The sequence below is a fragment of the Nakamurella sp. PAMC28650 genome (assembly GCF_014303395.1).
GTDB lineage: Bacteria > Actinomycetota > Actinomycetes > Mycobacteriales > Nakamurellaceae > Nakamurella.
This window is the reverse complement of record NZ_CP060298.1, coordinates 2,107,634-2,128,165: the sequence shown is the minus strand read 5'-3', so window position 1 is coordinate 2,128,165 and position 20,532 is coordinate 2,107,634. Positions and strand designations below refer to the sequence as shown.

Sequence of the window (20,532 nt, the reverse complement as noted above, 5' to 3'; positions counted from 1 at the left end):
TGAGCCGACTAGGCTGGTGCGGTGCCGGTCGATCACCCACACGGTGGGATCCAGTATCCGCGGTCTCTGGGCGAGTTCCAGTCGTGGTTCGCCACGGATGCGGACTGTCTGGACTTCCTGGAGTGGCTGCGCTGGCCGGACGGTTTCGTCTGCCCGCGCTGCGAGCACGCCGGGGGTTGGCGGGTCGCGGACGGCAGCTTCAAGTGTGCGCAGTGCAAGGCACAGACTGCCGTAACGGCCGGCACGATGTTCGACCGTCGCCGGACCCCGCTGACGGTCTGGTTCCAGGTGTGCTGGGAGTTTGCCACGGCCAAGGATGGCGTCTCGGCGTTGGCATTGAAGCGGACGCTGCAGATCGGCTCATACCAGACCGCCTGGGCGATGCTGCACCGGTTGCGCTCGGTGCTGATCCGGCCTGGCCGGGAACGGTTGACCGGAAGGGTGGAAGTCGATGAGACCTACATCGGCGGCGAGGAGGCCGGACTGGCCGGCGGACGAGCCAAGGGCAAGAAGGCCCTGGTCGCCATTGCGGTGGAAGTCAAGTCGCCCGAGGGCTTCGGGCGGTGCCGGCTGCGCATCATCCCCGACGTCTCCGCCAGCACCCTGCACACGTTCATCACTGACAACCTCGCCCCAGGATCCACGGTGGTCACCGACGGATGGACCGGGTATCTGGGCATCGACAAGTTGGGGTACACGCATGACCGGCGCAGCCAGCGCGCCGCGAAGGCCCTGGGCCAGGACATCGACAAGCTGCTGCCCGGAGTGCACAGGATCGCATCGCTGGCCAAGCGCTGGCTGCTGAGCACCCACCAGGGTGCCGTGAATATCGAACACCTCGACGGGTATCTGGACGAGTTCTGCTTCCGGTTCAACCGCCACCGTTCGGCCAGCCGCGGACTGGTCTTCCTGCGAGTACTGCAACTAGCCGTCGAACACGACCCGCTCCGCTACCGACAACTCATCGCCCGGCCAGCCCCGAAGGGCGTCCCGCCGACACCACCCGGAAGCCGAGGCCACCCACCCAGCCTGGACCGCACCCGCACCAGCCGACCCTGGCGTCGCGAACCCCCCCATCGTCTAAGTCGGCTCAAATGGATAGCCCTGACGAAGCTATACACGCCAAGCACCGACGTCCCAGCACCGCTACGGCTCTATTTGTAGGCTGCCCTCTGACATCTGCACTGCCCACCGCGGTGGTCCTGCCGTTAGCCGGGGATGGCACGAGCGAGGGTGGTTCGGCCAAGGTGGCCCCCTCCGAGTAGCCGCGATGATCCAGCCCCGGGGCCCGAACCTGCTGATCTCCACCCATGGTGGGTCGCCACTCTCGACGACCCGGGACACCGTGGGGTCCGAGGCGACCCGTCTGAACACCGCCGGCTCGCTGCGCAGCGCCGAGATGTCGGCCAGGCAGTCCCCGCCGATGGCGACGCTGATCGCCAGGTCCAGCAGGATCTTCCCCGGGTCCAGCACCGCCCATTGCTTGCGCGACGGCGCCAACGCCGCCGACAATTCTCGGTCCAACCCCACCCTGACAGCGGTGGTGGCCAGCAGCACCGCACCGGCGTGGGACACCACCCGCTTCGCGGTCGTGTCCACTGTCAATGGCGGTTAGAAACCAGTACGCTGCGACATCAGAAAGGTGCTCCTGTTTGCTGACGATGTTGACCTCAGAGACCATCATTATCGCAGGTGAGAGCACCTTTCGCCTACTTCGAAACACCCACCTCAGCATGCGTATGAAAGCGCGAGGCTAGATGAGGCTAGATGGACTGACGGTAACCAAAAAATTCGTGGTCGTTGTTGTAACCACCAAGCCCACCGCCGATGTCGGAGAAGTCGGCGACGAATTCGATGCCCTTGATCCATTTGACCATCTTGAAGCCCAGTTCGGTTTCGTTGCGCAGCCGAAGGGGCGCTCCGTGACCGAAGGTCACCGGGTCGTCGTTCATGTCGTAGGCCAGCATCGTGAGGTGGTAGCTCATCTGCTCGATGGGTTGCACGTCGTAATACAGCCCGCCTTCGGGACCCAACGCGAAGGAGTAGAACACCACCCACCTGGCTTCGGGTGTCGGCTTGACGAGTTCAAGGATGGTCTGCATGGACACTCCACCCCATTTGGCGACACCGGACCACCCTTGGATGCAGAAGTGCTGGGTGATCTGCTCGTGGTGTTCCAGGGCCCGCAGTTGCTCCAACGTCAGCTCCACCCGGTGGTGCACTAAGCCGTTGACGACGAGGCGGTAGTCGGCAAAACCGGCCGCGGCCAGCTGTTGGTAGTCCGGGGTGTCGGGGTAGTTGCCGTTGTGCCAGAAGTAGGGGGAGATGTCCTTCTCGGTGTACTGGCCGGGTCGGGCGTCCAGGTGTTCGAATAGCCGCTGCGCCGGCCCGATCAACGCGAAACCGACCTTCTGCACCACCCGCGGGTGCCGGTAGGTGAACGGTGTGGCCGCCACCCAACCCACGATTACCACCACCATCGACGCGGCGAACACCCAAAATCCGGTCCACGATTCGCTGTTGGCGGCGGCGTACATGTGGTTGAAGTTGCGCAGCGCACCGGTGGTGATCACGAGCGCGACGTGCACGATGATGAACAGCAAAAACCAGCACAGCACGAGAAAATGCACCGACCGGGCGAACTGGATGTTGAACACCGAACTGATCCGCCGGAACCGGGTGGACAACGCCGGTGACATCCCCAGCCCGGACAGCAACGCCAACGGCGCGGCGAGGAAGACGGTGATGAAGTAGGCGATCAGTTGCAGGCTGTTGTAGTTGCTCCACCCGCTTTCGGTGGGCCAGTTCAGGGACAGGTACTGGATGGCCACGGAGATCGCATTGGGGATGACGTCCCAGTGCAGCGGGACCAAGCGCATCCACTGCCCGGTGGTGAACAGCAGGACGAAGAAGATGATTCCGTTGGCCAGCCAGAGCACGTCGATGCCCAGGTGCCACCAGCGGGCCAACCCGATGGAATGCCGCCGCCCCGGCAGCCCGACCCCGCCCGGCAGGGTGATCGAGTCCTGTTTGGCGGTGTACAGCGGATCGGTGGGGATCGGCTTTTGGATGCGGAACCAGTCCCGGCCCGGGGTGCTGTGCCGGGTCCAGTACAGCCGGGGATGATCGGCCAGGATCGTGATCCCGGAGCGGATGATGAACACCATGAAGAACAGGTTGAGGAAGTGCTGCCACCCCAACCATCCAGGAAACCCGACCGGCGTGTTCGACGGCAGCTCCGACATTCCCGGGTAGCGGTGCAGGAAGGACTGCACTCCCGGCAAACCCCTGATGCCTTTGGCCACAGCGACCGCGGCGAGCAGCAGCAGGAACCCGAGCGGGACCAGCCACAGCAGGTTGAACCACTTGGACCGGCCGACCCGGAGCCTGGGAGCCACCCCGTACTGGGCCGCCACGCCGCCGGCCCAGTCCTTGCCCACCTTCGTGTACCGGGTGGAATCTAGCTCCGCCCGGAAACCGGCCGGTATCGGCGGAGCAGCTGATTCCGGCGTGGAGCCCGGAACGTCGGAAGAAGGTTCCATGGACCGGACGATAGCCCCGCCGCGGCCAACGCAACTACCATCATCAAGGGCGCCCGGCGGCGACATCATTTGCCGCCGACGGCCCACCACGCCAGCGTCGGGATACACGCCATGCACATCGGACGAGCGGATCGGACAGGTGGAAAAACTGTGGCTGACAGAACGGTTTCGGTCCGCCGCGTCTATGACGAGCCCCTGGCCGACGACGGCGCGCGGGTGCTGGTTGATCGGATCTGGCCGCGTGGATTGAGCAAAGCCCGGGCGCACTTGGACGAATGGTGCAAAACCGTCGCCCCGTCCACGGATCTGCGGAAGTGGTACGGCCACGTCCCAGAACTGTTCTTAGAGTTCACCGCCCGCTACACGCAGGAACTCCAAGACCCCGAGCGGGCAGCCGCCCTCCAGCACCTACACGACCTTCGCGACGCCGGTGCGTTGACGTTGCTCACCGCAACCCAAAACCCTGACCTCAGTGAAGCAGCTGTCCTTGCCCGGCTTCTACAACCAGGGACGGCGTAGGACCGCACCGTCACCGGCTGAACCGGTATCATCACCGATGCTTGGCCACGGTCAGCAGCACAGCCGAATCTTCCAGCGCCTGCAACGAGTGCGGCGCCTGCGGAACGATGATCAGATCTCCCGCCATGCCGGGCCAGGACTGGTCACCGGCCTGCAGCACGACCCGGCCGTGCAGCACCTGAACGGTCGCCTCACCCGGGTTCTCGTGCTCGGCAAGCACCTCACCAGCCCGCAGCGCGACCACCGTCTGCCGCAACACATGCTCGTGACCGCCGAACACCGTTTTCGCGCTGCGGCCGCTGGACGCCGCGACGGCAGCGCGGAGTTCCGTTCGGACCAAAGCCGTCAGCGAGCTCTTCTGCACAGTGCCACCCCTTGCCTCGAAATAAATCTGCCAGCAGGACATTCCGGTTGGAGTCTGTCACCGACCTGAACGTGGGACCACCGGGCCGCGCCCTGATGCAGTCAGTTCTCGATGTCATCGTCGTGCGAACAGCCCGCATGAGGTGCCGGACGAGCTGACGGTCGCCAACCTGGCCCACGGTCGCAGGGTGCTGCACGACCGCGAGCAGCTCACCCAGTAGGTGCAGTATCGGCCCGGGGTCACCTCATCCCCGCTATTGGCTGGGCTGAGCACCGTCTCCGGTCGGGATGCACTACTGAGCCGCTTCATCCGCAACCAGGAACCGGGCGCCGTAGCGGCGCTGGGCGCCGCTGCACAGGGCACCCCGGACACAGATGGATCCCCGCATTGCGGACCTCTGGTCCGTCTTGGCTGTGATCGCGTACCGCCATGGCGACGGAACGTTGTCCCAGGTCGCCATGGATCGCGTTCTGCGCATCAATCCTGACCACCAACTGACCCATCTAATGATGATCGCCGCCATGCATGCAGGTCTAGCGCCCGCCGACCCGGACGACCTCCTCGTCCTGTAACCACAGCACTCGGCCGACGATCAGGAAATCTCACCCCAAAGACCGAGACCTGTCGCCGTTCGGATCGTCGGCCCGCAGCGCCGGCAACCTGCACACCACCCATCCCTGCCTAGCGTGAAAGGCCCCACCATGGTTGATCAAACCGAGACGAGTGGCGCAGCCCTACGGTTCGACGGAAACGGCGAGGAACACCACGTCGCCGAAGCGACCTACGAGCAGGCCAGGTCAGCGTTGCTGGACATGATCGCGGCAGCACTACACCCCGCCGACGGATCCGCACTGGGTGAAGCAGAGATCGTGGACCTGATCGATGACCGCGTCATCAGCTCGTCCTCACTCACCAAGGTCCTCCCCGCAGCCCGGACATGGCGCGCCGAAACCATCACCGCACTAAAACGAGCACACCTTTCCGACAGCCCGAGCCTGGCCCAAATATCACCCCGTCGACCACCGGGCGTCCGGTGAAGGCGGGGCAGTCAATGCGGAACTACCCGCAGTGCATCGTTGCCAGCACCAATATCCATCACAAATTGGTCGGGCCGCTGATCAGCCTCGGTGGCAAACCTATTCCGTGGCAATGACTCACACGACAACAACGGACCGAATCTGTCGCTCCGGGCGTTCGGGTTCAGCTTGGCTGCCAGCGGCGCCGGATCCTGCGTCGGCTGCCGCAGCTCATGCTGTCCGGTAGGCGAACCGTGACCGGTCACCGATCCGCGACCGGGGTTCAGCTGGCTTCCGGTGCGGGTGGCGTAACGGAACACTTACATCCGTCCCGGCGGGTTGCCGTGAGGTTCCCCTGGTCTGGTGGACATCCGAAGCGGGCTACGCCAACGCGGCACTGGGTGTATGGGCGTTCACCTTCTCCTGGGCCGCAGTCGCATCGACCGCGCTGTTCTGGATCCATGGCGGTCACCCCACCGGCAGCGATGTACTGGCTTATCTAATACTTGCTGCCATCACCATTCTCGTCGGCAGCGTGTGCTTCAAAACGGTCGTTGCCCTGGGCCGAGGAACACTGCTAGTGGGGAAAGCCCCACCGCTGCATCGGTTACCGGACATCGACGTATTGCCCGACCGAACGGACGCGATCCCGCTGGCACGGCAGCCATGACCGCGACGGCAATGGGCTTCGGCTTGATCGGCGGCGCACGATGATCGACGCTCCTGCGCCGGCCGCCGCCGAACGCACATCGTTCACCAGCGTGCGGTACTCCGTGCCGCTGCCCGGTGTCTTCGAACAGGCCGTTTGCCGTTTCGAGGCAGCCGTCCCCGAGTACCCGATGCGCGACTTCCATGCCCTCATCCACAAGCGGGCCGCCTGGTCGGAGGTCCTGGAACTCGCCGACGCCAACGCCCCCTGGGGCTTCATGACCTACTGGCTCAACGACATCGGCGCCGGCCGGCGGCGGGGCCAGCAGCTGTGGGCTGCGGGAATCTACCCGGACTCGGGTGTAGTGCTGCAGACCGACCCAGTCACCGACATCTCCACCGGCGGCCAGATCCGCCAGCGGCTGATCGGTCATCATCGAGTTCAGCGCGGCGGCGGCACCCGCGGCGGCGGGGTCGCCCCGGCCGCAGCGGTTCGAACGGGATCAGCTGCAGGCAGGCTCCGATCCGCGGGGCTCCGCTACCTGCCCGGAGCCCGGTCACTGCGCGACGGGGAGCTTGCATCAAGGTGTGGCTTACCGGCCGTCGCGAAGGGGAGATTTTTCTGAACCCTAATCAAACCTGGTGGCTCAGCGACATCCAAATGGTGACACCAGAATCAGACTGGTGGCACAGCCCGACCGGCCCGCACAGTCCGGACATTGCGTGGAAACGACAAAGCAAATGGCAGGCCGGTCAGCAGGTCCGAGGCCGGGTCCCGCTGACGGACGCTGCTGATGGCGACAACGGTGACGGGGCTTGACCTGAGAACGAGCCGTGGCAGGCTGCTTGCATGGAACGCGTACTCGGAATTGGTGGTCATTTTGTGCGGGCCGCCGACCCGGCCGCCCTCAACGCCTGGTACCGCGACTGCCTGGGCCTCGGGGCTGATGAAAACGGCGAGTGGCGGCAGGAACCCGGGCCGACCGTGTTCGCGACGTTCGAGTCCGACACCGACTACTTCGGATCCCACCTACAACAGGTGATGCTCAACTTCCGGGTCCGCGACCTGGATGCCATGCTCGCGCAACTGCGCGCCAACGGAGCGGAGGTAATCTCCGAACCGGAGGACATGGAAGGCGTCGGACGATTCGGGTGGGTCACCGATCCCGAGGGCAATCGCGTCGAGCTGTGGCAGCCAGCCACCGGCCTCTAACGGCATGATTTTCTCGTTGTGGATGATCCACGGTCGTTGGAGCGCATGAGAATCGAGGTGCGCACCGTCGCTGAGCTTCCAGCCTAACGCCGGGCGCCACCGCGCCGGGTCCGGTGGCCGCGGGCAGCGTCAGAACCCCGGGAACACCCGGCGCAGGTCATCCAGCGTCACAGTGCCCCCGCCCTCGACGTCGACGCCGGACGGTGTGTGGTCGGGGCCCAGACGCCCGGTGAGCAGCCGGGCGGCGGCCTCGGGCGAACCAGTGAGGGTGGCGGTGACCTGCGGGGCGCCGGCGGCGGCGGTGGTCAGCGACACGGCGTCGTCGACTACAAGCACCGCGCCGACGGGCAGGGCCAGAGCCACGGGATTGGTCAGTGCCTCGGGGTGCGAGGTGACGCTGAGCAGGAAGCCCAGCGGGCCGGCGAGCAGCCGGAGCAGCAGCGCGGCCAAGTCGTCGTCGACGACGGCGGCGGGGTCAAGGCCCACCTCGACGTCCCAGGTGTGCAGCACCACCTCGTTGAGCCGCATGCCGGCGGCCACCACCAGCGGCACCGGCTCGGGCAGGACACGCCGGCGCCGGCCGAGGCCGACGCGCAGCGCGTCGCGCTGCGCGGCGTCCAGGCCCTCGAGCAGCTGCACGAGCGTGGCGTCGTACTGTACGAACCCGATCGCCTGCGCCCGTGGCGTGGAGGCGTTCCACCGGTCCCACACCGACTGGTTGCTCAACGGCGGCGGTGACAGCTCGGCGGGCGCGACGCCGGCAACGGCCGCGGCCACTGCCGGCAGCATGATCTCGGCGCCGCTGCCCAGGTGCGAGAGCACGTCGCACACTCGCCACTTGGCCGCGCCGCTCGGGCCGGTGAGCGCGGCCTCGTCGAGCCGGTCGACCAGCGCGGCCAGCCGGTCGTGGTGGGATCGCATGGCGGCGACGACCTCCCCTGCGTCGGCGCCGGCGGCGGGGGCGGACGGGGCCGGGGAGGCGCTCATGTCCTCACCCTGCCAGTGACCGGCGGTCCCTGGTGCGGCGGGCCGGCGGGGCCGAGCAGTGCTACATCGACTACCACCCGTCCCTTCGACGCCTCGCCGTTCGGCAACGGTCACTGGACGTCGATGACACCACGGTAAGACCGCTCAGCACCGTGACCAGCCGACTCCCGTATGAACCGCCCGGTCACACGTCCCGGTGAGCGGACCTTGAACGGGGCAACCGACCACTCCGATCTCGTCAGTACTCCGCTGCCCATCGTTGCCGACGGTCGACCGACCGCGCCCATCAGGCCATCGCAGTGTTCGTCGACCCGGCGACAAACGGCGCACTGCCGGCCGGTGCCGTCGATCCGCCCAAGGGCGGCGTGACGGTCGGCCGCGGGACGTGCGGCTCGAGCAAATCGTCGTCGCGCTCCCCCGCGAGCGCCTGACCCACCGCTGGGAGGGCAGGTCCGGGAGGGTGCACCACCAGGGCCGAGCACCGGAGACCGACGCTGAGAGCCACCATGACGTCGAAAGAGGCAACATTGGTGCTCGGTTGACCCCTTGGGCCCCTCCGTCACGTGACGTTCGTGTACTACGCGAAGAACCACGGCCGGGGCCTGACCCGGCTGTTTACCGACGAGCTCCGCAAGGACGTCACCAACCGGATGCTGGTGGAGGCGGAATTGTGGCAGGGCCTCCAGCGCGGCGAATTCGTGCTGCACTATCAGCCCGTGGTCGACCTGTCCGCCGGCACCGTGGTCGGCGTCGAAGCACTCATCCGCTGGAATCATCCCGACGGCCTCCGGATGCCCGACAGCTTCATACCGGTCGCCGAGGCGACCGGCGTCATCCACCCGCTGGGCGCATGGGTGCTGACCGAAGCCTGCCGACAGGGCGCACGATGGGCGCAGCAGGGGCTGGATCTGCAGATGGCCGTCAACTTCTCCGCTCGACAGATCGGTCATCCCGATGTCGTCGAGACGATCAAGACAGCGCTCGCGGGTTCGGGTCTGGCCGCCGACCGACTGTGGGTGGAGATCACCGAATCCGCCGTTCTGGAAGACGCGGAACTGGCGAGAATCGTGTGCAACCGGATCAGGGGTCTGGGAGCTTCGGTCGCCATCGACGATTTCGGAACCGGTTACAGCTCGTTGCTGTACCTCAAACGCTATCCGGCGGCGGCCCTGAAGGCCGATCGGCAATTCGTCGCCGGGCTGGGCCTGCACCACGACGACAGTGCGATCGTCGCCAGCGTCATCGGCCTAGCCCATGCGATCGGCGCCATCTGCATCGCCGAAGGGGTGGAGACCACCGCGCAGTACCAAGCGCTGGTGGCGCTGGACTGCGACTACGCTCAGGGGTATCTGTTCAGCCGACCCGTTCCCGCGCAGGAAATTCCCCGCGCGGTGGAGCAGTGCAACAGCGTCCTGGCCGGAACCAGCTGTTGACGTGGCGGTGATTTCTCGAGAAGGAGCATCCCATTGAAGGTTCTCGGCTACACCTCCCCCGCTCGTGGCCATCTGTACCCGTTGGTGCCGATCCTGTTGGAGCTGGCGTCCCGCGGTCACCAGGCGTCGGTTCGCACGATGGCCGACGAGGTGGAGCCGCTGCGCCGTAGAGGCATCAATGCGATCGCGATCGCCGACGCCATCGAGCGCATCCGCAACGACGACTACCTCGGCCGGTCCTCGATATCGGCGATCAAGCGTTCGCTGGCGGTCTTCGCAGCACGAGCCGCCGCCGAAGCCGACGACCTGCGCGCGGCCATCGCCACGGAAGCTCCGGATTTCATCATCGTCGATGCCAATTGCTGGGGCGCCGCTGCCGCCGCGGAGACCTGGGGCGGCCCGTGGGCGTCGCTGCTGCCCTATCCGGCGCCGCTGCCGTCGAGGGATGTGCCACCTTTCGGTCCCGGGCTGCCACCGGCGCGGCACCTGCTGGGCAGGCTGCGCGATCGGGCGCTCCGGCCGCTGATCGTCGGAGGGTACGAAAGGGTGCTGCTGCCGCCGCTGAACCAGGTGCGACGCTCGCTGGGCGCACTGCCGGTGGTCGGCGCGTCCGACATGCTGACCCGCGCACCGCTCACCCTGTATCTGACCGCAGAGCCGTTCGAATACCCCCGGTCGGACTGGCCTGCGTCCTACAAGCTGATCGGCCCGGTGTCCTACGACCCGGATGGTGAACTTCCCGGCTGGCTGGACCACGTCGACCGGCCGCTCGTCGTGGTCACCACGTCGACCGAGTTCCAGGACGACGGTGCGCTGGTGTCGGCCGCCCTGGACGGGTTGCGCAACGAGGACGTCTTCGTCGTCGCCACCGTTCCCGCCGGCGATCCGAACGACTATCAGGTGCCGCCCAATGCGCGCGTCGAGAGATTCATCCCGCATTCCCTGCTTCTTCCCCGGACGGCCTGCGTCATCACCCACGCCGGGATGGGGGCGACGCAGAAGGCGTTGGGCGCCGGCGTTCCGGTGGTCGCCGTCCCGTTCGGCCGGGACCAGTCGGAAGTGGCCCGGCGGGTGGTGACCGCGGGCGCCGGCAGTCGCCTCCCGGCCCGGCGGCTGTCTGGACAGCGGTTGGCCGAGAAGGTGCACCAGGCCATGCGGTGCCGGGCGGGCGCGTTGGTCGTCGCCCAGGCCTTTCGGGCCGCGGGCGGTGCCGCCCAGGCCGTCACGGAGATCGAAACGCTTACAGCGCACATGGGTCGGTGACTACGCAGCCCTCTGCGAGCTGACCGCACGGGCGAGGTCGCCGGGCCACTGATCGATAGTCGACCGGAATTTTCCGGGTGGCCTGTCGCGACGTTAAAATCTCGCGAAAAATAGTGCACGCTGAATCTCGGCAGCGGCGGTACGCTCGCGCCACAGTCCCGCAAAGGAACCAGATTGGGCCAGGCCGGGGCGGCCGCTCGGGCGGGTCACCACCCCGGCCACCGCTGCATGCGCGTACCGCCGAACCGTCATCAGGAACCAGCATCGAGATTCCGTGTCGTGCTGCAGACGCTGATGCGTCGGATCGGATGATGCCATGCCAGGTCATTTCGGAACGCTGGAAACCGAGGACGGTGCCTACAGCGAGAGCCAGTCAAGCGCCCATGTGGGGTTCTTCGGCAACAACACCTCCACTGATGTCACCGCAGGCGGTGGTGCGGGCGGCTCCGGCGTGTTCGGGTTGACCGTCACCCAGAACGCGCCCGGCGTGTTCGGGGCCAACAACGGAGTTACCGGCGTGGGAGTGCAGGGCAACGGACCTGACGCCGGGGTCAGCGGATTCAGCGAGAACGGCAATGGGCTGCGGGCTTTCAGCAACGGTGGCGACGCCCTGTACGCCGCCACGGGGTCCAGCGGGCATGTCGGTGTCTTCGGGAACAACACCTCGACCGCCGAGGTTACCGGTGGTGGTGCCGGTGGTGCGGGGGTGTTCGGCCTCACCGTCAGCCAGGATGGCGCCGGCGTCTTCGGCTCCAACAACGGGCCAAAGGGGGTCGGGGTGCAGGGCAACGGACCCGACGCCGGGGTCAGCGGGTTCAGCGAGAACGGTGTCGCCGTTCGTGGGCACAGCAATCACAACGACGGTGGCCAGCTGTTCGCGCACGACGTCGGACACAACGGTGTGCTGGGCCTCAACGACGCCAGCGGTTCCGCTCCCGCCGGGAGCTCGCCGGTGGGCAACGGTGTCTACGGGTACACGGCCGTCACCGCGGGCAGCGGTGTGGTGGGCGCGGTTGCCTCGACCAATCCGACGGGGGCCGGCGTCACCGGTATCGGGCCCGTGGCCGGGCGGTTCTTCGGGGATGTGGTGGTCACCGGCGACGTGCAACTGACCGGTGGCGACCTGGCCGAAGAGTTCCATCTGGTCGGAGATCTGTTGGCCGGTCCCGGATCTGTGGTGGTGCTGGCCGGTCTCGACCACGTCCGGGTCAGCGACCGGCCCTACGACCGGCGCGTTGCCGGCGTCGTCTCCGGGGCGGGCAACTACCGGCCGGCGCTGGTGCTCGATCGACGCCCGGATCAACCCGACCGGTTCCCGCTCGCGCTGAACGGAAAGGTCTGGTGCAACGTCGACGCCGATTCCGGCTCGATCGAGGTCGGTGACCTGCTGACCACCTCGTCCAGGCCCGGGCATGCCATGCGGGCGACCGATCCACAGCAGTCCTTCGGGGCGGTCATCGGCAAGTCGCTGGGCGCGCTGGCGAAAGGGCAGGGCCTGCTGCCGATCCTGGTGGCGCTGCAGTGATCTCCCGCCGGACGCGACGCCCGGACCGTCTTCCCCGGACGGTGCGGGCTGCGGCATGAGCTCGTTGCGGACCAGCATCCAGCGGCTCCGCAGGTTCTCCACGGCCGAGACGCTGAACCTGTCGGAGGTCGCCGGGTTCGTGGATGTGCAGGCGCCGATATCGGTCCGGCAACTGATCGGGCAGCTGGATCGACTGCCGGATTCGGTGCCGTTCCATGCGGTGGTCGTGACCGGTGCCGATCTCGGCGGAACCGTGGACCTGGTGGTCAACAGCGACGGCAGCTACACCTTCAGCGGAAGCATGGAGGCCAGTGGTCTGTTCTCCTACTCCTACCGGGTGGTCGCCGTCGTCCATGGTGCGAGCGGCGGACTCTCGGTGGCTGCGCAGCACAGCGGCACCGTCTACGGCCTGGACACACCAGGCGACCGGAACGACTCCTGGAGCGAGGTCGGTCAGGATCCGAAGCTGATCAAGGTTCTCCGTAACGGCTGGCCCGACATCAGCGGCGGCACCATGGTGGTCAACTACGCCGAGGAGCTGGCCGGAGTCACCGGCACCGTCACGGATGTGGTCGAGGTCCTCGTCGAGTTCGCGGTCACCGCGGCCACCTTGGGGGCCAGCGTCGCCTGCTGCCTGCTGGTGGGCTCCGAGCTCGACAATGCCGGCGTGACGCTGCCGGGTCTGGGTGGCGTCGTCGGGCTGGCCGTCGTGGCGGGGAGCGTGCTGATCTACGGGCCGTTCTCCGTCGTTCCGGCCATCGTGGTGGGGATCGCAGCCGGCGCGGTGGTCGATTCGATGATCAAGATCCGGCCGCTGTCGGGTGATCCGGCTTCCCAGTGGGGGGACGAGGTGGGCTTCGCCCGGCGGGTGTTCGGCGACCGCCTGGACTTCGACCGCATCCGGGTCACCAATCTCTCCGGCCTCGGTGGGCGTGACTTCACCACCCCCACCGTGGACGGCACCATCCTGGTCAATCTCGGCAACGCCTACGACGCCCCGACCACGGCGATCCTGCCGGGCAGCTATCCGGTACCGGGTCAGGTGCTAATCCACGAACTGACGCACGCCTGGCAGATCGAGAACGCCTCCGCCGCCGACGGGTACGTGCCCGGTCTGATGTGTTCGGGCATCTTCAACCAGGCCGTCCTCGGTCGGCAGGCCTACCACTACGGGCCACCGGGGCCGCCCTGGCACGCCTTCAACATGGAGTCGCAGGGCGCCATCGTGGACCAGTGGTTCGGCGGGAACGGACTGCAACACGCTCCCGGCATGGACCCCAAAAGCCCCTACTACGGATACATCCAGGGCGACATCCGATTCGGCGAGCCCATCGCCGGACCCTAGCTCGGGAAAGGACAGACCATGGCAACCCAGATCGTCGGGTTGACCGCAACCCAGGTTGCGCCGATCAAGGCCGACGCCGCAACGGTTCACGTGGCGTTCCAGGTCGCCGGCGACGCGCCGGATACGATCCAGATCTACGCCCACGATCTGGCCGGGGGCGACGTGGGCGGCCTCGCCGATCTACGGCAGACCGTCGCGTTCGTGGCCGGCACAGCCAACTACGAGGTGAACCTCGCGCTCCGCGCGGGTACGGCATTCACGGTCAGCGTGTGCCCGCGGATGAACACGGACAAGGTGGACGGCACCATCGACGGACAACCCTGGAGCAACTACTGCGTCGTCGCCTCGCTGTTCACCCGGACGCCTACCTCGCCTGCCGGCCAGGCCTGGCCCCCACCGGTCATCACCGGCGTGGATCCGGAGCCGGCCACGTTGGCCGGGGACGCGACGATCACCGTCAGCTGGCAGTCGGCCGTGCCGTACGACAAGTTTCTGATCTGGTGGACCGAATCGGGCATCGCGAACGCCCAGGGGGAGGTGGAGAGTCAGGGAACGTCAGGATCGTGGTCAGCGGGCCCGACCCGGCCCGGCCTGCGTTACACCTTCGCGGTGATGGGCGGGGTCAGCGCCTTCTGGGACTACAAGTACTCCACGTGGGGACCGACCGTGCCCGCGGTGGGGGTGGCGAACCTGCATCGACTTCGGGAATTCCTGGTGCACAGCGGGCGCCCCGCCGGCGCACAGAGCGTCCGCAGCCTGCTGCCCCGCGGCGGCAGCCTGCGGGCGCTGATGAGAATCTGACCCGTGGCAGGGATAGCGCCGGGACGGCTCCGCACCCGGTGGACCAGCTGCGGCTGGGGTTGCCCAGATGGTGGGGGGTGGGTCATGGCGCCGCTCTTCCGGCGCGGCCAAGGCACTTTCCGCCGCGCCGTGGACGCCGCTGGTCTGGCCCAGACGTCCCAGTTGCTCGCGGCCGCCGGCGGCGGCACTCCGGCGGCCCGGTCGATCACCTGGACGTCGTCGACCGGGTCGCGGTGCTGGCCTACGCGGACTCCGTCGCGGCCGAGTTCGGCGTCGTCAACCTGGTCATCGACAACGCCGGGGTCTCCCACGGCGGTGACGTGCTGGGGATGAGCTTCCAGGACCTGGAGCGACGGGCCAGCGGGATCGCGGCCACGCCATGTCCGCAGCCGACGTCGGCGACCCGGCCGCCGGCGGCCAGCGCGTCGACCACCCCGGGGAGGGCCGGGATCCACTGGGTGGTCAGGCTGGCGGTGTAGCCGGGCCGGAAGAACCGCTCGGTGCCCTCGAAGACCGCCGGATCCTGCTCCGGCCAGGGAATACCGGCACCGGTGCGGAACGCCTCGGTGAGACGGTCGATACCGGCGAACCAGCCGCGGGTGATGGTGGCGCCGCCGGCCAGGAAGGCCGGGGAGGCCTCGTGGGCCAGGACCGCTGCGGCCTCGGCCGGCAGCGTGTACCGCCCGTCCTGCTGCTGGTAGGTCAGGAATCCGGCGGCGGCCTGCTGGGACAGCCACTCCCGCAGGTAGCGGGGCGCCATGCGGGTACGGGCGGCCAGTTCGTCCTGCGTGGCGGGGCCGCCATCGGCCAGGGCCCGGTAGAGCCCGAGCTGGTCGCCGACCGCCACCATGGCCGTGGTGGCCGCGCCGGTCATCGCGCCCAGCAGCCGGTGCACGTGCTGCTCGATCATTTCGACATTCTTTTTTTTTCCAGACCTCCGCAGGTGGATGAATAGCTCCTGGCGCAGACGTTAGGACGCCGACCGCCTGCGCTGGTGAGCCGAACATGAGGCGAAGCTGAGCCGCCCCGCTCACGTCCGACTCATCCGGGGCTCAGCCCCCGCGCCCCGACCGTTCCTACCGTGGGATCTGCCGGTGGCAGCAGCACCCGGCGCCGCCCGTCGCTCCCGACCGGAAGGAAATTCCCCGACATGCCCCTGCAGATCATCACTTTCGAGCTGGACGGTATCGACGACGCCGCTTACCGGGCACACGCCGATCAACAGGCGCCGGTGTTCGCGGCGGTGCCGGGTCTGCGCGCGAAGATCTGGCTGGCCGACGAACAGCGGAATGTCTACGGCGGGATCTACACGTGGGACGACTCCGCCGCGATGCGGGCCCACCGGGCCGGGGCGATCTTCCAGCAGTTGCTGGCGGATCCGCACCTGACCGGTGTGGCCGTCAGCGAGTTCTCGGTGCTCGCCGGGCTGACGACGGTGACCGGAGGCCAGTTCTGACCACTTGCTCGGAGGACGGCGGCACTATGATTTCTTTTGCGGCGATTTCTGTGCGCCGCACGGCGTGGCGCTGGCAGTCACATCGACGGCTGCCGGAAAGAGGAGGGCTGGATGCCCAGAGCGTCTCGGTGGGCGTTCCGGTTGCTCTTCTGCGGCTATGCGTTCGGGCTCGCCTGCTGGCTGCTGCTCGGTCTGCTGCCGACCCTGGCCCAGTCCGTGGGGACGGTGCACGGCTGGTTGCTGAGCATGGCTTCCGGGTCCGGCCCGCTGGCGGTCGGCGCCCACCGGGTGCTGGCCGACGATCCGATGATGCCGTTGGTGCCCCCCTGGCAGGCCGCACTGGACTATGGATTCAGTGCATTGAATGTCGGCCTCGGGCTCGCGTTGTTCGCTCGACTGCCGGATGCGCTGGAAGCCCGACTGCTGGCCACAGCGCTGTTGGGCACGGCGGCGACGTTCAACGGCCCGAGCCACCGCGCGTTCCACATCCTCGGTAATCCGTGGCCGGTGGCGCTGCTGCACTTCACTTTTCACGTGGCGTCCGGCGTGTCGTACCTGTGGGCGGTCGTGCTGTTCCCGGACGGACGCCTTCCCCGGCCGCTGCGCGCCGTGCCCGGGCCGGGATGGGCGTGGGCGGCCGCGTTGACCGCCGCGGTGGCGCTGATCTGCTGGTGGAGCAGCTTTCTGACCCATCCGGTGTTCTTCGTCCTCTTCTTCGGGGTCATCGTGTCGATCGTCGGCGGGGGCGCGCAGCTGCTCCGGCTGGCGGATCCCGCGGTGGATGCACCCGCGCGCGCCGCGAGCAGGTTGTTGATCGCTGGTCTGCTGCCGGCGGCGGCCACGTCGGTGGTGTTCCTGGGCGGGTGGCTGGTGTCCCGTGTCGCACCGGGCGAGCTGTTCGGGTCCGTGGCTGCCGCGGCGCAGAATGTCTTCCCGGCGGCGTTCGCCCTGGTGCCGATCGTGTTGTGCGCGGCGATGATCCGCCATCGATTGTGGGATCTCGACCGGGTGCTGGCCCGCATCCTGGTGTACGGGGTGCTGGGCGGTGTGGCCGGCGCCGCGTACCTGCTGGTGGCGATGACGGCCGGCACGGTGGCTAGGGACCGGCTGTGGTGGTCGGTGCTGGCCCTGGCCCTGGTGGTCGCCGCGTTCGAGCCGCTGCGCACCGCCGCCGGCGGCTGGGCGAATCGCGTGGTCTACGGGCAGGTCACCAGTCCTGCGCAGGCACTGCAGGAACTGGCCACCGGAATGGCCGTGCTGACCCCGGCGGGCGGTCTGGAGCAGGTGGAGCGGGTCACCGTCGCGTCCACCCGGGCCGGCACGGCGGCGCTCTACCTGGTGGACGGCGACCGGCTGGTCGCGGCGACCGGCGAGGCCCAGATCGCCCTGCCGGTGGCCGGCGCCTCGATCGACGAGCCGATGCTGCAGCGGCTGCTGGGAGCCGACACCTGGCCGGTGTCCTACCACGGCGAGGTACTGGGCGCGCTGACGGTGACCGTCCGCCCCGGAGCCCGGCTGACCGCGGCCGACCGGTCGTTTCTCGGCGACATCGCCGCGCACGCCGGGCTGCTGCTGCACAACGCCCTGCTGGGGATCTCGCTGAGCCGCCGGGCGCAGGAGCTGGCGGTCTCCGCCGACCAGTTGCGGGGGGCCCGCCGGCGGCTGGTCGCAGCCTTCGACCGGGAGCGGCGCAGTCTCGAGCGGGATCTGCACGACGGTGCCCAGCAGGCGCTGGTCGCCGGCATCATCGGGCTCCGAACCCTGGCCTACGCACCCGATTCGGCGGCCGAGCTGCGGCAGCTCGAGCAGGTCCTCGAAACCGCCCGGACCCGGTTGACCGAAGTGGCCACCGGCCCGCAGCCGGCGGAACTCGCCCGGCTCGGCCTGCCCGGGGCGCTCCGCAAGGCTGCCGACGTCGCTGCGGCGTCGGGCCTTCGGGTCACCGTCGAGATGCCGGATCCGGCGGCAGGAGGCGCGCCCGGTGCAGGGCCCGACCTCGGGGCGGAACCGCCGATCGGGGTGCGGGAGGCCGAGACCGCCGTGTACTTCTGCTGCGTCGAGGCCCTGCAGAACGCCGCCAAGTACTCGCACGCAAGCCGGGTGGACGTGGTCGTGGCCCGGGACGAGGAACAGATCCGCTTCGCGGTGTCGGACGACGGCCGCGGCTTCGACCCCGCCGCGCTCGCGGACCGCGGCGGCGGCATCCCCGGGCTGCTCCGCCGGCTGACCCTGGTCGGCGGGATGATGGCGGTGGAGTCGGCACCGGGACAGGGCACCCGGGTCAGTGGATCGATTCCCCGCCAACGGGTTCCGGAGCCGACCGGATGACCGCCTCGCACCGGCTGGAACGCGGCCCCGGGTCCTCGGGGCGGATCGGACCGCCCGACCGGATGGCCGCGCCACTTCGGCACCAGTGGCTGCTGGCGGTACCGGCCGTGCTGCGATTCGCGGTGGCACTGCTGCTGTTCGCCACCGCCGCAGCGGTGTTCCGGCTGCTCCGCCCGCAGGATCAGCCGGGTCCTGCCCTGGTCGCCGGGTGGACCGTGGTGACCTGCGCCGTGCTGTGGCTGCTGCGCGGCCCCCTGGAGCGGATGGCCGACCGCCTCCGGTTCGGCGGGAACAGCAGCTACCACTCGATGCGGATGCTGCTCCGGCAGCTGGCTGTTGCGCTGCCGGTCGACGAGGTGGTGCCCCGGTTGGCGGAATCGTTGGGCCGCAGTACGCACTCGGCCCGGACCGAGGTGCGGATCGCGCTGGACGGGAACGATCGGTGGACCCAGGTCTGGCCACCGGCCGCGCCGCTGCCGACCGAGCCGTTGACCATGCAGATCCGGCATCTCGGGGCTGCCGTCGGCGAGGTCGTCGTGGACAACGACGTCGGGGTCGGGCCCGACCGGCGCCGGCTGGAGCAACTCACCGGGACCGCCGGATTGGCGATGAGCACGGTGAAGCAGACCTGGGAGCTCCGCCGCCGGGTGGCCGATCTGCAGCTGGTCAACGAGCAGCTCCGCACCTCGCAGGTCCGGCTCCGGGCGGTCCGGTCGATCGAGCAGGCCCGCTTGCAGGCCGAGGTCGACGCACGGGTGATACCCGCCGTGCGCACCGCCGCCGCCACCGTCAGCCGGCTGGCCGCGGCCCCGGCGGGCACACCGCTGCCGCCGGCGGCGCTGGCCGCGCTGACGGAGGCTTCGACAGCTCTGGCCGGCGCCCTGGACACCCTCCGGTCCATCGCCCGCGGCATTTTCCCGCCGCGGCTGGACGAGGACGGGTTGCCGGCGTCCCTGCGTTCGTGGGCCGACCTCGCCGGAGAACCTGTCGTCTTCGACGTCGTCGGGAACCCCGACCGGCTGCACGCCGCGCGGGAGTGGGAGACCTGCCTGTACTTCTGCATCGTCACCCTGCTACGGGCGGCCGCACCAGCACCGGGCTCCGGTCGCCGGGTGGAGCTGCGGTTCGAGCCCGACGCGGTCGGTTTCACGGTCGATCTCCCGGTAGATGTCCCGGTCGATGTCACGGTCGATCCCCCGGTCGACGTCGCGGTCGATCCCCCGGTCGATCCCCCGGTCGATCGCACCGTCGGACTCGCCCCGGCGGGCACCGTGCCCGGGCCGGTTCTGCTGGCCGTCAACGATCGGCTCGAGGCGTTCGACGGTCGGCTGCACACGAGCTCCTCGACCGGTGGTGTGGTGATCCGCGGCTGGTTGCCGATGGGCAGCGTGCCGGCGCCGGACCAGGCTGCGGCGAGTGCCGGATGAGCCTGCACCTGGTGGTTGCCGAGGACAGCATCCTGGTCCGCGAGGGCCTGCTGCGCATGCTGTCCGCACTGCCGGATGTGCAGGTGGTCGGTGCCGGTGGCTCGCTGGACGATGCGTTGGGGTTGATCGACACGCACCGCCCGGACGTCGTGCTCACCGACATCCGGATGCCGCCCAGCCGCAGTGACGAGGGCCTGCGGATCGCCGAGCACTGCCGAGTGCGGCACCCTGGCACCGGCGTGGTGCTGCTGAGCCAATACGTCGAGGTCGGCTATGTCAGGGTGCTGTTGCAGCGCGGCACCGAAGGGCGGGGGTACCTGCTCAAGGAGCGGATCGCCGACCTGGACGACCTGCACGGAGCCATCACCGCGGTAGCGGCCGGCGGATCGGCGATCGACCCGAAGGTGATCGAGTCCCTGGTCAGTGTGCGCTCCAAGGGCGGCGACCAGGGGCTGGCCAAGCTCAGCCCGCGCGAGCTGGAGGTTCTCGGCGCCGTCGCGCAGGGCCGAACCAACAAGGCCGTCGCGACGGAACTGTTCCTGACCCAGCGGGCGGTGGAGAAACACATCAACTCGATCTTCGCCAAGCTCGGCCTGACCGGCGACCAGAGCACCCATCCCAGGGTGCGGGCGGCGCTGCTGTACCTGGCCGGCGAAGGGCGTTGA

At 68.5% G+C, this 20,532-nt stretch carries 19 protein-coding genes and 2 pseudogenes; 15 read left to right on the top strand and 6 right to left on the bottom strand.

What is annotated here, in order from left to right; all coding sequences use genetic code 11:
- Window positions 1–21: 21 nt before the first annotated feature.
- A pseudogene (locus tag H7F38_RS09660) lies at window positions 22–966 on the top strand (IS1595 family transposase); the annotation flags it as partial.
- Between the two features lie 365 nt (window positions 967–1,331).
- Here the strand turns inward: H7F38_RS09660 and H7F38_RS09655 are convergent.
- Both H7F38_RS09655 and H7F38_RS09650 read right to left on the bottom strand, forming a co-directional pair.
- Window positions 1,332–1,605: pseudogene (locus H7F38_RS09655) on the bottom strand (transposase); the annotation flags it as partial.
- Between the two features lie 158 nt (window positions 1,606–1,763).
- A complete protein-coding gene (locus H7F38_RS09650; protein ID WP_187093879.1) occupies window positions 1,764–3,542 on the bottom strand; it encodes a molybdopterin-dependent oxidoreductase in 1,779 nt (592 codons plus the stop codon).
- A gap of 150 nt (window positions 3,543–3,692) precedes the next feature.
- Here H7F38_RS09650 and H7F38_RS09645 point away from each other — a divergent pair, with 150 nt between their 5' ends.
- Complete coding sequence (locus H7F38_RS09645; protein WP_255498310.1) at window positions 3,693–4,061, top strand: DUF488 domain-containing protein; 369 nt, start codon at window positions 3,693–3,695, stop codon at window positions 4,059–4,061.
- A gap of 31 nt (window positions 4,062–4,092) precedes the next feature.
- Here the strand turns inward: H7F38_RS09645 and H7F38_RS09640 are convergent, their stop codons facing one another.
- The gene (locus H7F38_RS09640; protein ID WP_187094592.1) at window positions 4,093–4,425 is read right to left on the bottom strand and encodes a cupin domain-containing protein; all 333 of its coding nucleotides are present in this window, start codon (window positions 4,423–4,425) and stop codon (window positions 4,093–4,095) included.
- 374 nt (window positions 4,426–4,799) lie between these two features.
- Between H7F38_RS09640 and H7F38_RS26615 the strand changes: the two genes are divergently transcribed.
- The 4 genes from H7F38_RS26615 to H7F38_RS09620 all read left to right on the top strand — a co-directional run bounded on the left by H7F38_RS26615 (window position 4,800) and on the right by H7F38_RS09620 (window position 7,302).
- The gene (locus H7F38_RS26615; protein WP_187093877.1) at window positions 4,800–4,997 is read left to right on the top strand and encodes a DUF4192 family protein; all 198 of its coding nucleotides are present in this window, start codon (window positions 4,800–4,802) and stop codon (window positions 4,995–4,997) included.
- Between the two features lie 129 nt (window positions 4,998–5,126).
- Window positions 5,127–5,462, top strand: a complete 336-nt coding sequence (locus H7F38_RS09630) for a hypothetical protein (RefSeq protein ID WP_187093876.1) — start codon at window positions 5,127–5,129, stop codon at window positions 5,460–5,462.
- A gap of 689 nt (window positions 5,463–6,151) precedes the next feature.
- Window positions 6,152–6,715: a hypothetical protein gene (locus H7F38_RS09625; RefSeq protein WP_187093875.1), complete on the top strand. Its 564-nt coding sequence runs from the start codon at window positions 6,152–6,154 to the stop codon at window positions 6,713–6,715.
- Window positions 6,716–6,939: 224 nt separating this feature from the next.
- On the top strand, window positions 6,940–7,302 hold the full coding sequence (locus tag H7F38_RS09620) for a VOC family protein (RefSeq protein WP_187093874.1): 363 nt from the start codon (window positions 6,940–6,942) through the stop codon (window positions 7,300–7,302).
- A gap of 129 nt (window positions 7,303–7,431) precedes the next feature.
- Here H7F38_RS09620 and H7F38_RS09615 read toward each other — a convergent pair whose 3' ends face one another.
- Window positions 7,432–8,289 carry a maleylpyruvate isomerase N-terminal domain-containing protein gene (locus tag H7F38_RS09615; protein ID WP_187093873.1) on the bottom strand — a complete coding sequence of 286 codons (858 nt, stop codon included), beginning with the start codon at window positions 8,287–8,289 and terminating at the stop codon, window positions 7,432–7,434.
- A gap of 286 nt (window positions 8,290–8,575) precedes the next feature.
- Window positions 8,576–8,725 (bottom strand): hypothetical protein, encoded by a 150-nt coding sequence (locus H7F38_RS09610; protein ID WP_187093872.1) that lies wholly within the window; start codon window positions 8,723–8,725, stop codon window positions 8,576–8,578.
- 127 nt (window positions 8,726–8,852) lie between these two features.
- Between H7F38_RS09610 and H7F38_RS09605 the strand changes: the two genes are divergently transcribed.
- From H7F38_RS09605 to H7F38_RS09585, 5 genes are all read left to right on the top strand, one after another.
- Complete coding sequence (locus H7F38_RS09605) at window positions 8,853–9,722, top strand: bifunctional diguanylate cyclase/phosphodiesterase (RefSeq protein ID WP_187093871.1); 870 nt, start codon at window positions 8,853–8,855, stop codon at window positions 9,720–9,722.
- A gap of 33 nt (window positions 9,723–9,755) precedes the next feature.
- Window positions 9,756–10,985 (top strand): nucleotide disphospho-sugar-binding domain-containing protein, encoded by a 1,230-nt coding sequence (locus tag H7F38_RS09600; protein ID WP_187093870.1) that lies wholly within the window; start codon window positions 9,756–9,758, stop codon window positions 10,983–10,985.
- Between the two features lie 316 nt (window positions 10,986–11,301).
- Window positions 11,302–12,510, top strand: a complete 1,209-nt coding sequence (locus tag H7F38_RS09595) for a hypothetical protein (protein WP_187093869.1) — start codon at window positions 11,302–11,304, stop codon at window positions 12,508–12,510.
- A 55-nt stretch (window positions 12,511–12,565) separates the two neighbouring features.
- Window positions 12,566–13,855 carry a hypothetical protein gene (locus tag H7F38_RS09590; RefSeq protein ID WP_187093868.1) on the top strand — a complete coding sequence of 430 codons (1,290 nt, stop codon included), beginning with the start codon at window positions 12,566–12,568 and terminating at the stop codon, window positions 13,853–13,855.
- A gap of 18 nt (window positions 13,856–13,873) precedes the next feature.
- Window positions 13,874–14,656 (top strand): hypothetical protein, encoded by a 783-nt coding sequence (locus H7F38_RS09585; protein WP_187093867.1) that lies wholly within the window; start codon window positions 13,874–13,876, stop codon window positions 14,654–14,656.
- Window positions 14,657–14,897: 241 nt separating this feature from the next.
- Here H7F38_RS09585 and H7F38_RS09580 read toward each other — a convergent pair whose 3' ends face one another.
- Entirely contained in the window at window positions 14,898–15,566 is a 669-nt protein-coding gene (locus H7F38_RS09580) for a hypothetical protein (RefSeq protein WP_187093866.1), read from the bottom strand.
- Window positions 15,567–15,806: 240 nt separating this feature from the next.
- Between H7F38_RS09580 and H7F38_RS09575 the strand changes: the two genes are divergently transcribed.
- The 4 genes from H7F38_RS09575 to H7F38_RS09560 all read left to right on the top strand — a co-directional run bounded on the left by H7F38_RS09575 (window position 15,807) and on the right by H7F38_RS09560 (window position 20,532).
- A complete protein-coding gene (locus H7F38_RS09575; RefSeq protein ID WP_187093865.1) occupies window positions 15,807–16,112 on the top strand; it encodes a YdhR family protein in 306 nt (101 codons plus the stop codon).
- A 111-nt stretch (window positions 16,113–16,223) separates the two neighbouring features.
- The gene (locus H7F38_RS09570) at window positions 16,224–18,440 is read left to right on the top strand and encodes a sensor histidine kinase (protein ID WP_187093864.1); all 2,217 of its coding nucleotides are present in this window, start codon (window positions 16,224–16,226) and stop codon (window positions 18,438–18,440) included.
- On the top strand, window positions 18,437–19,867 hold the full coding sequence (locus tag H7F38_RS09565) for a hypothetical protein (protein ID WP_187093863.1): 1,431 nt from the start codon (window positions 18,437–18,439) through the stop codon (window positions 19,865–19,867). Before H7F38_RS09570 ends, H7F38_RS09565 begins: the two co-directional genes overlap by 4 nt.
- The gene (locus H7F38_RS09560; protein ID WP_187093862.1) at window positions 19,864–20,532 is read left to right on the top strand and encodes a response regulator transcription factor; all 669 of its coding nucleotides are present in this window, start codon (window positions 19,864–19,866) and stop codon (window positions 20,530–20,532) included. Before H7F38_RS09565 ends, H7F38_RS09560 begins: the two co-directional genes overlap by 4 nt.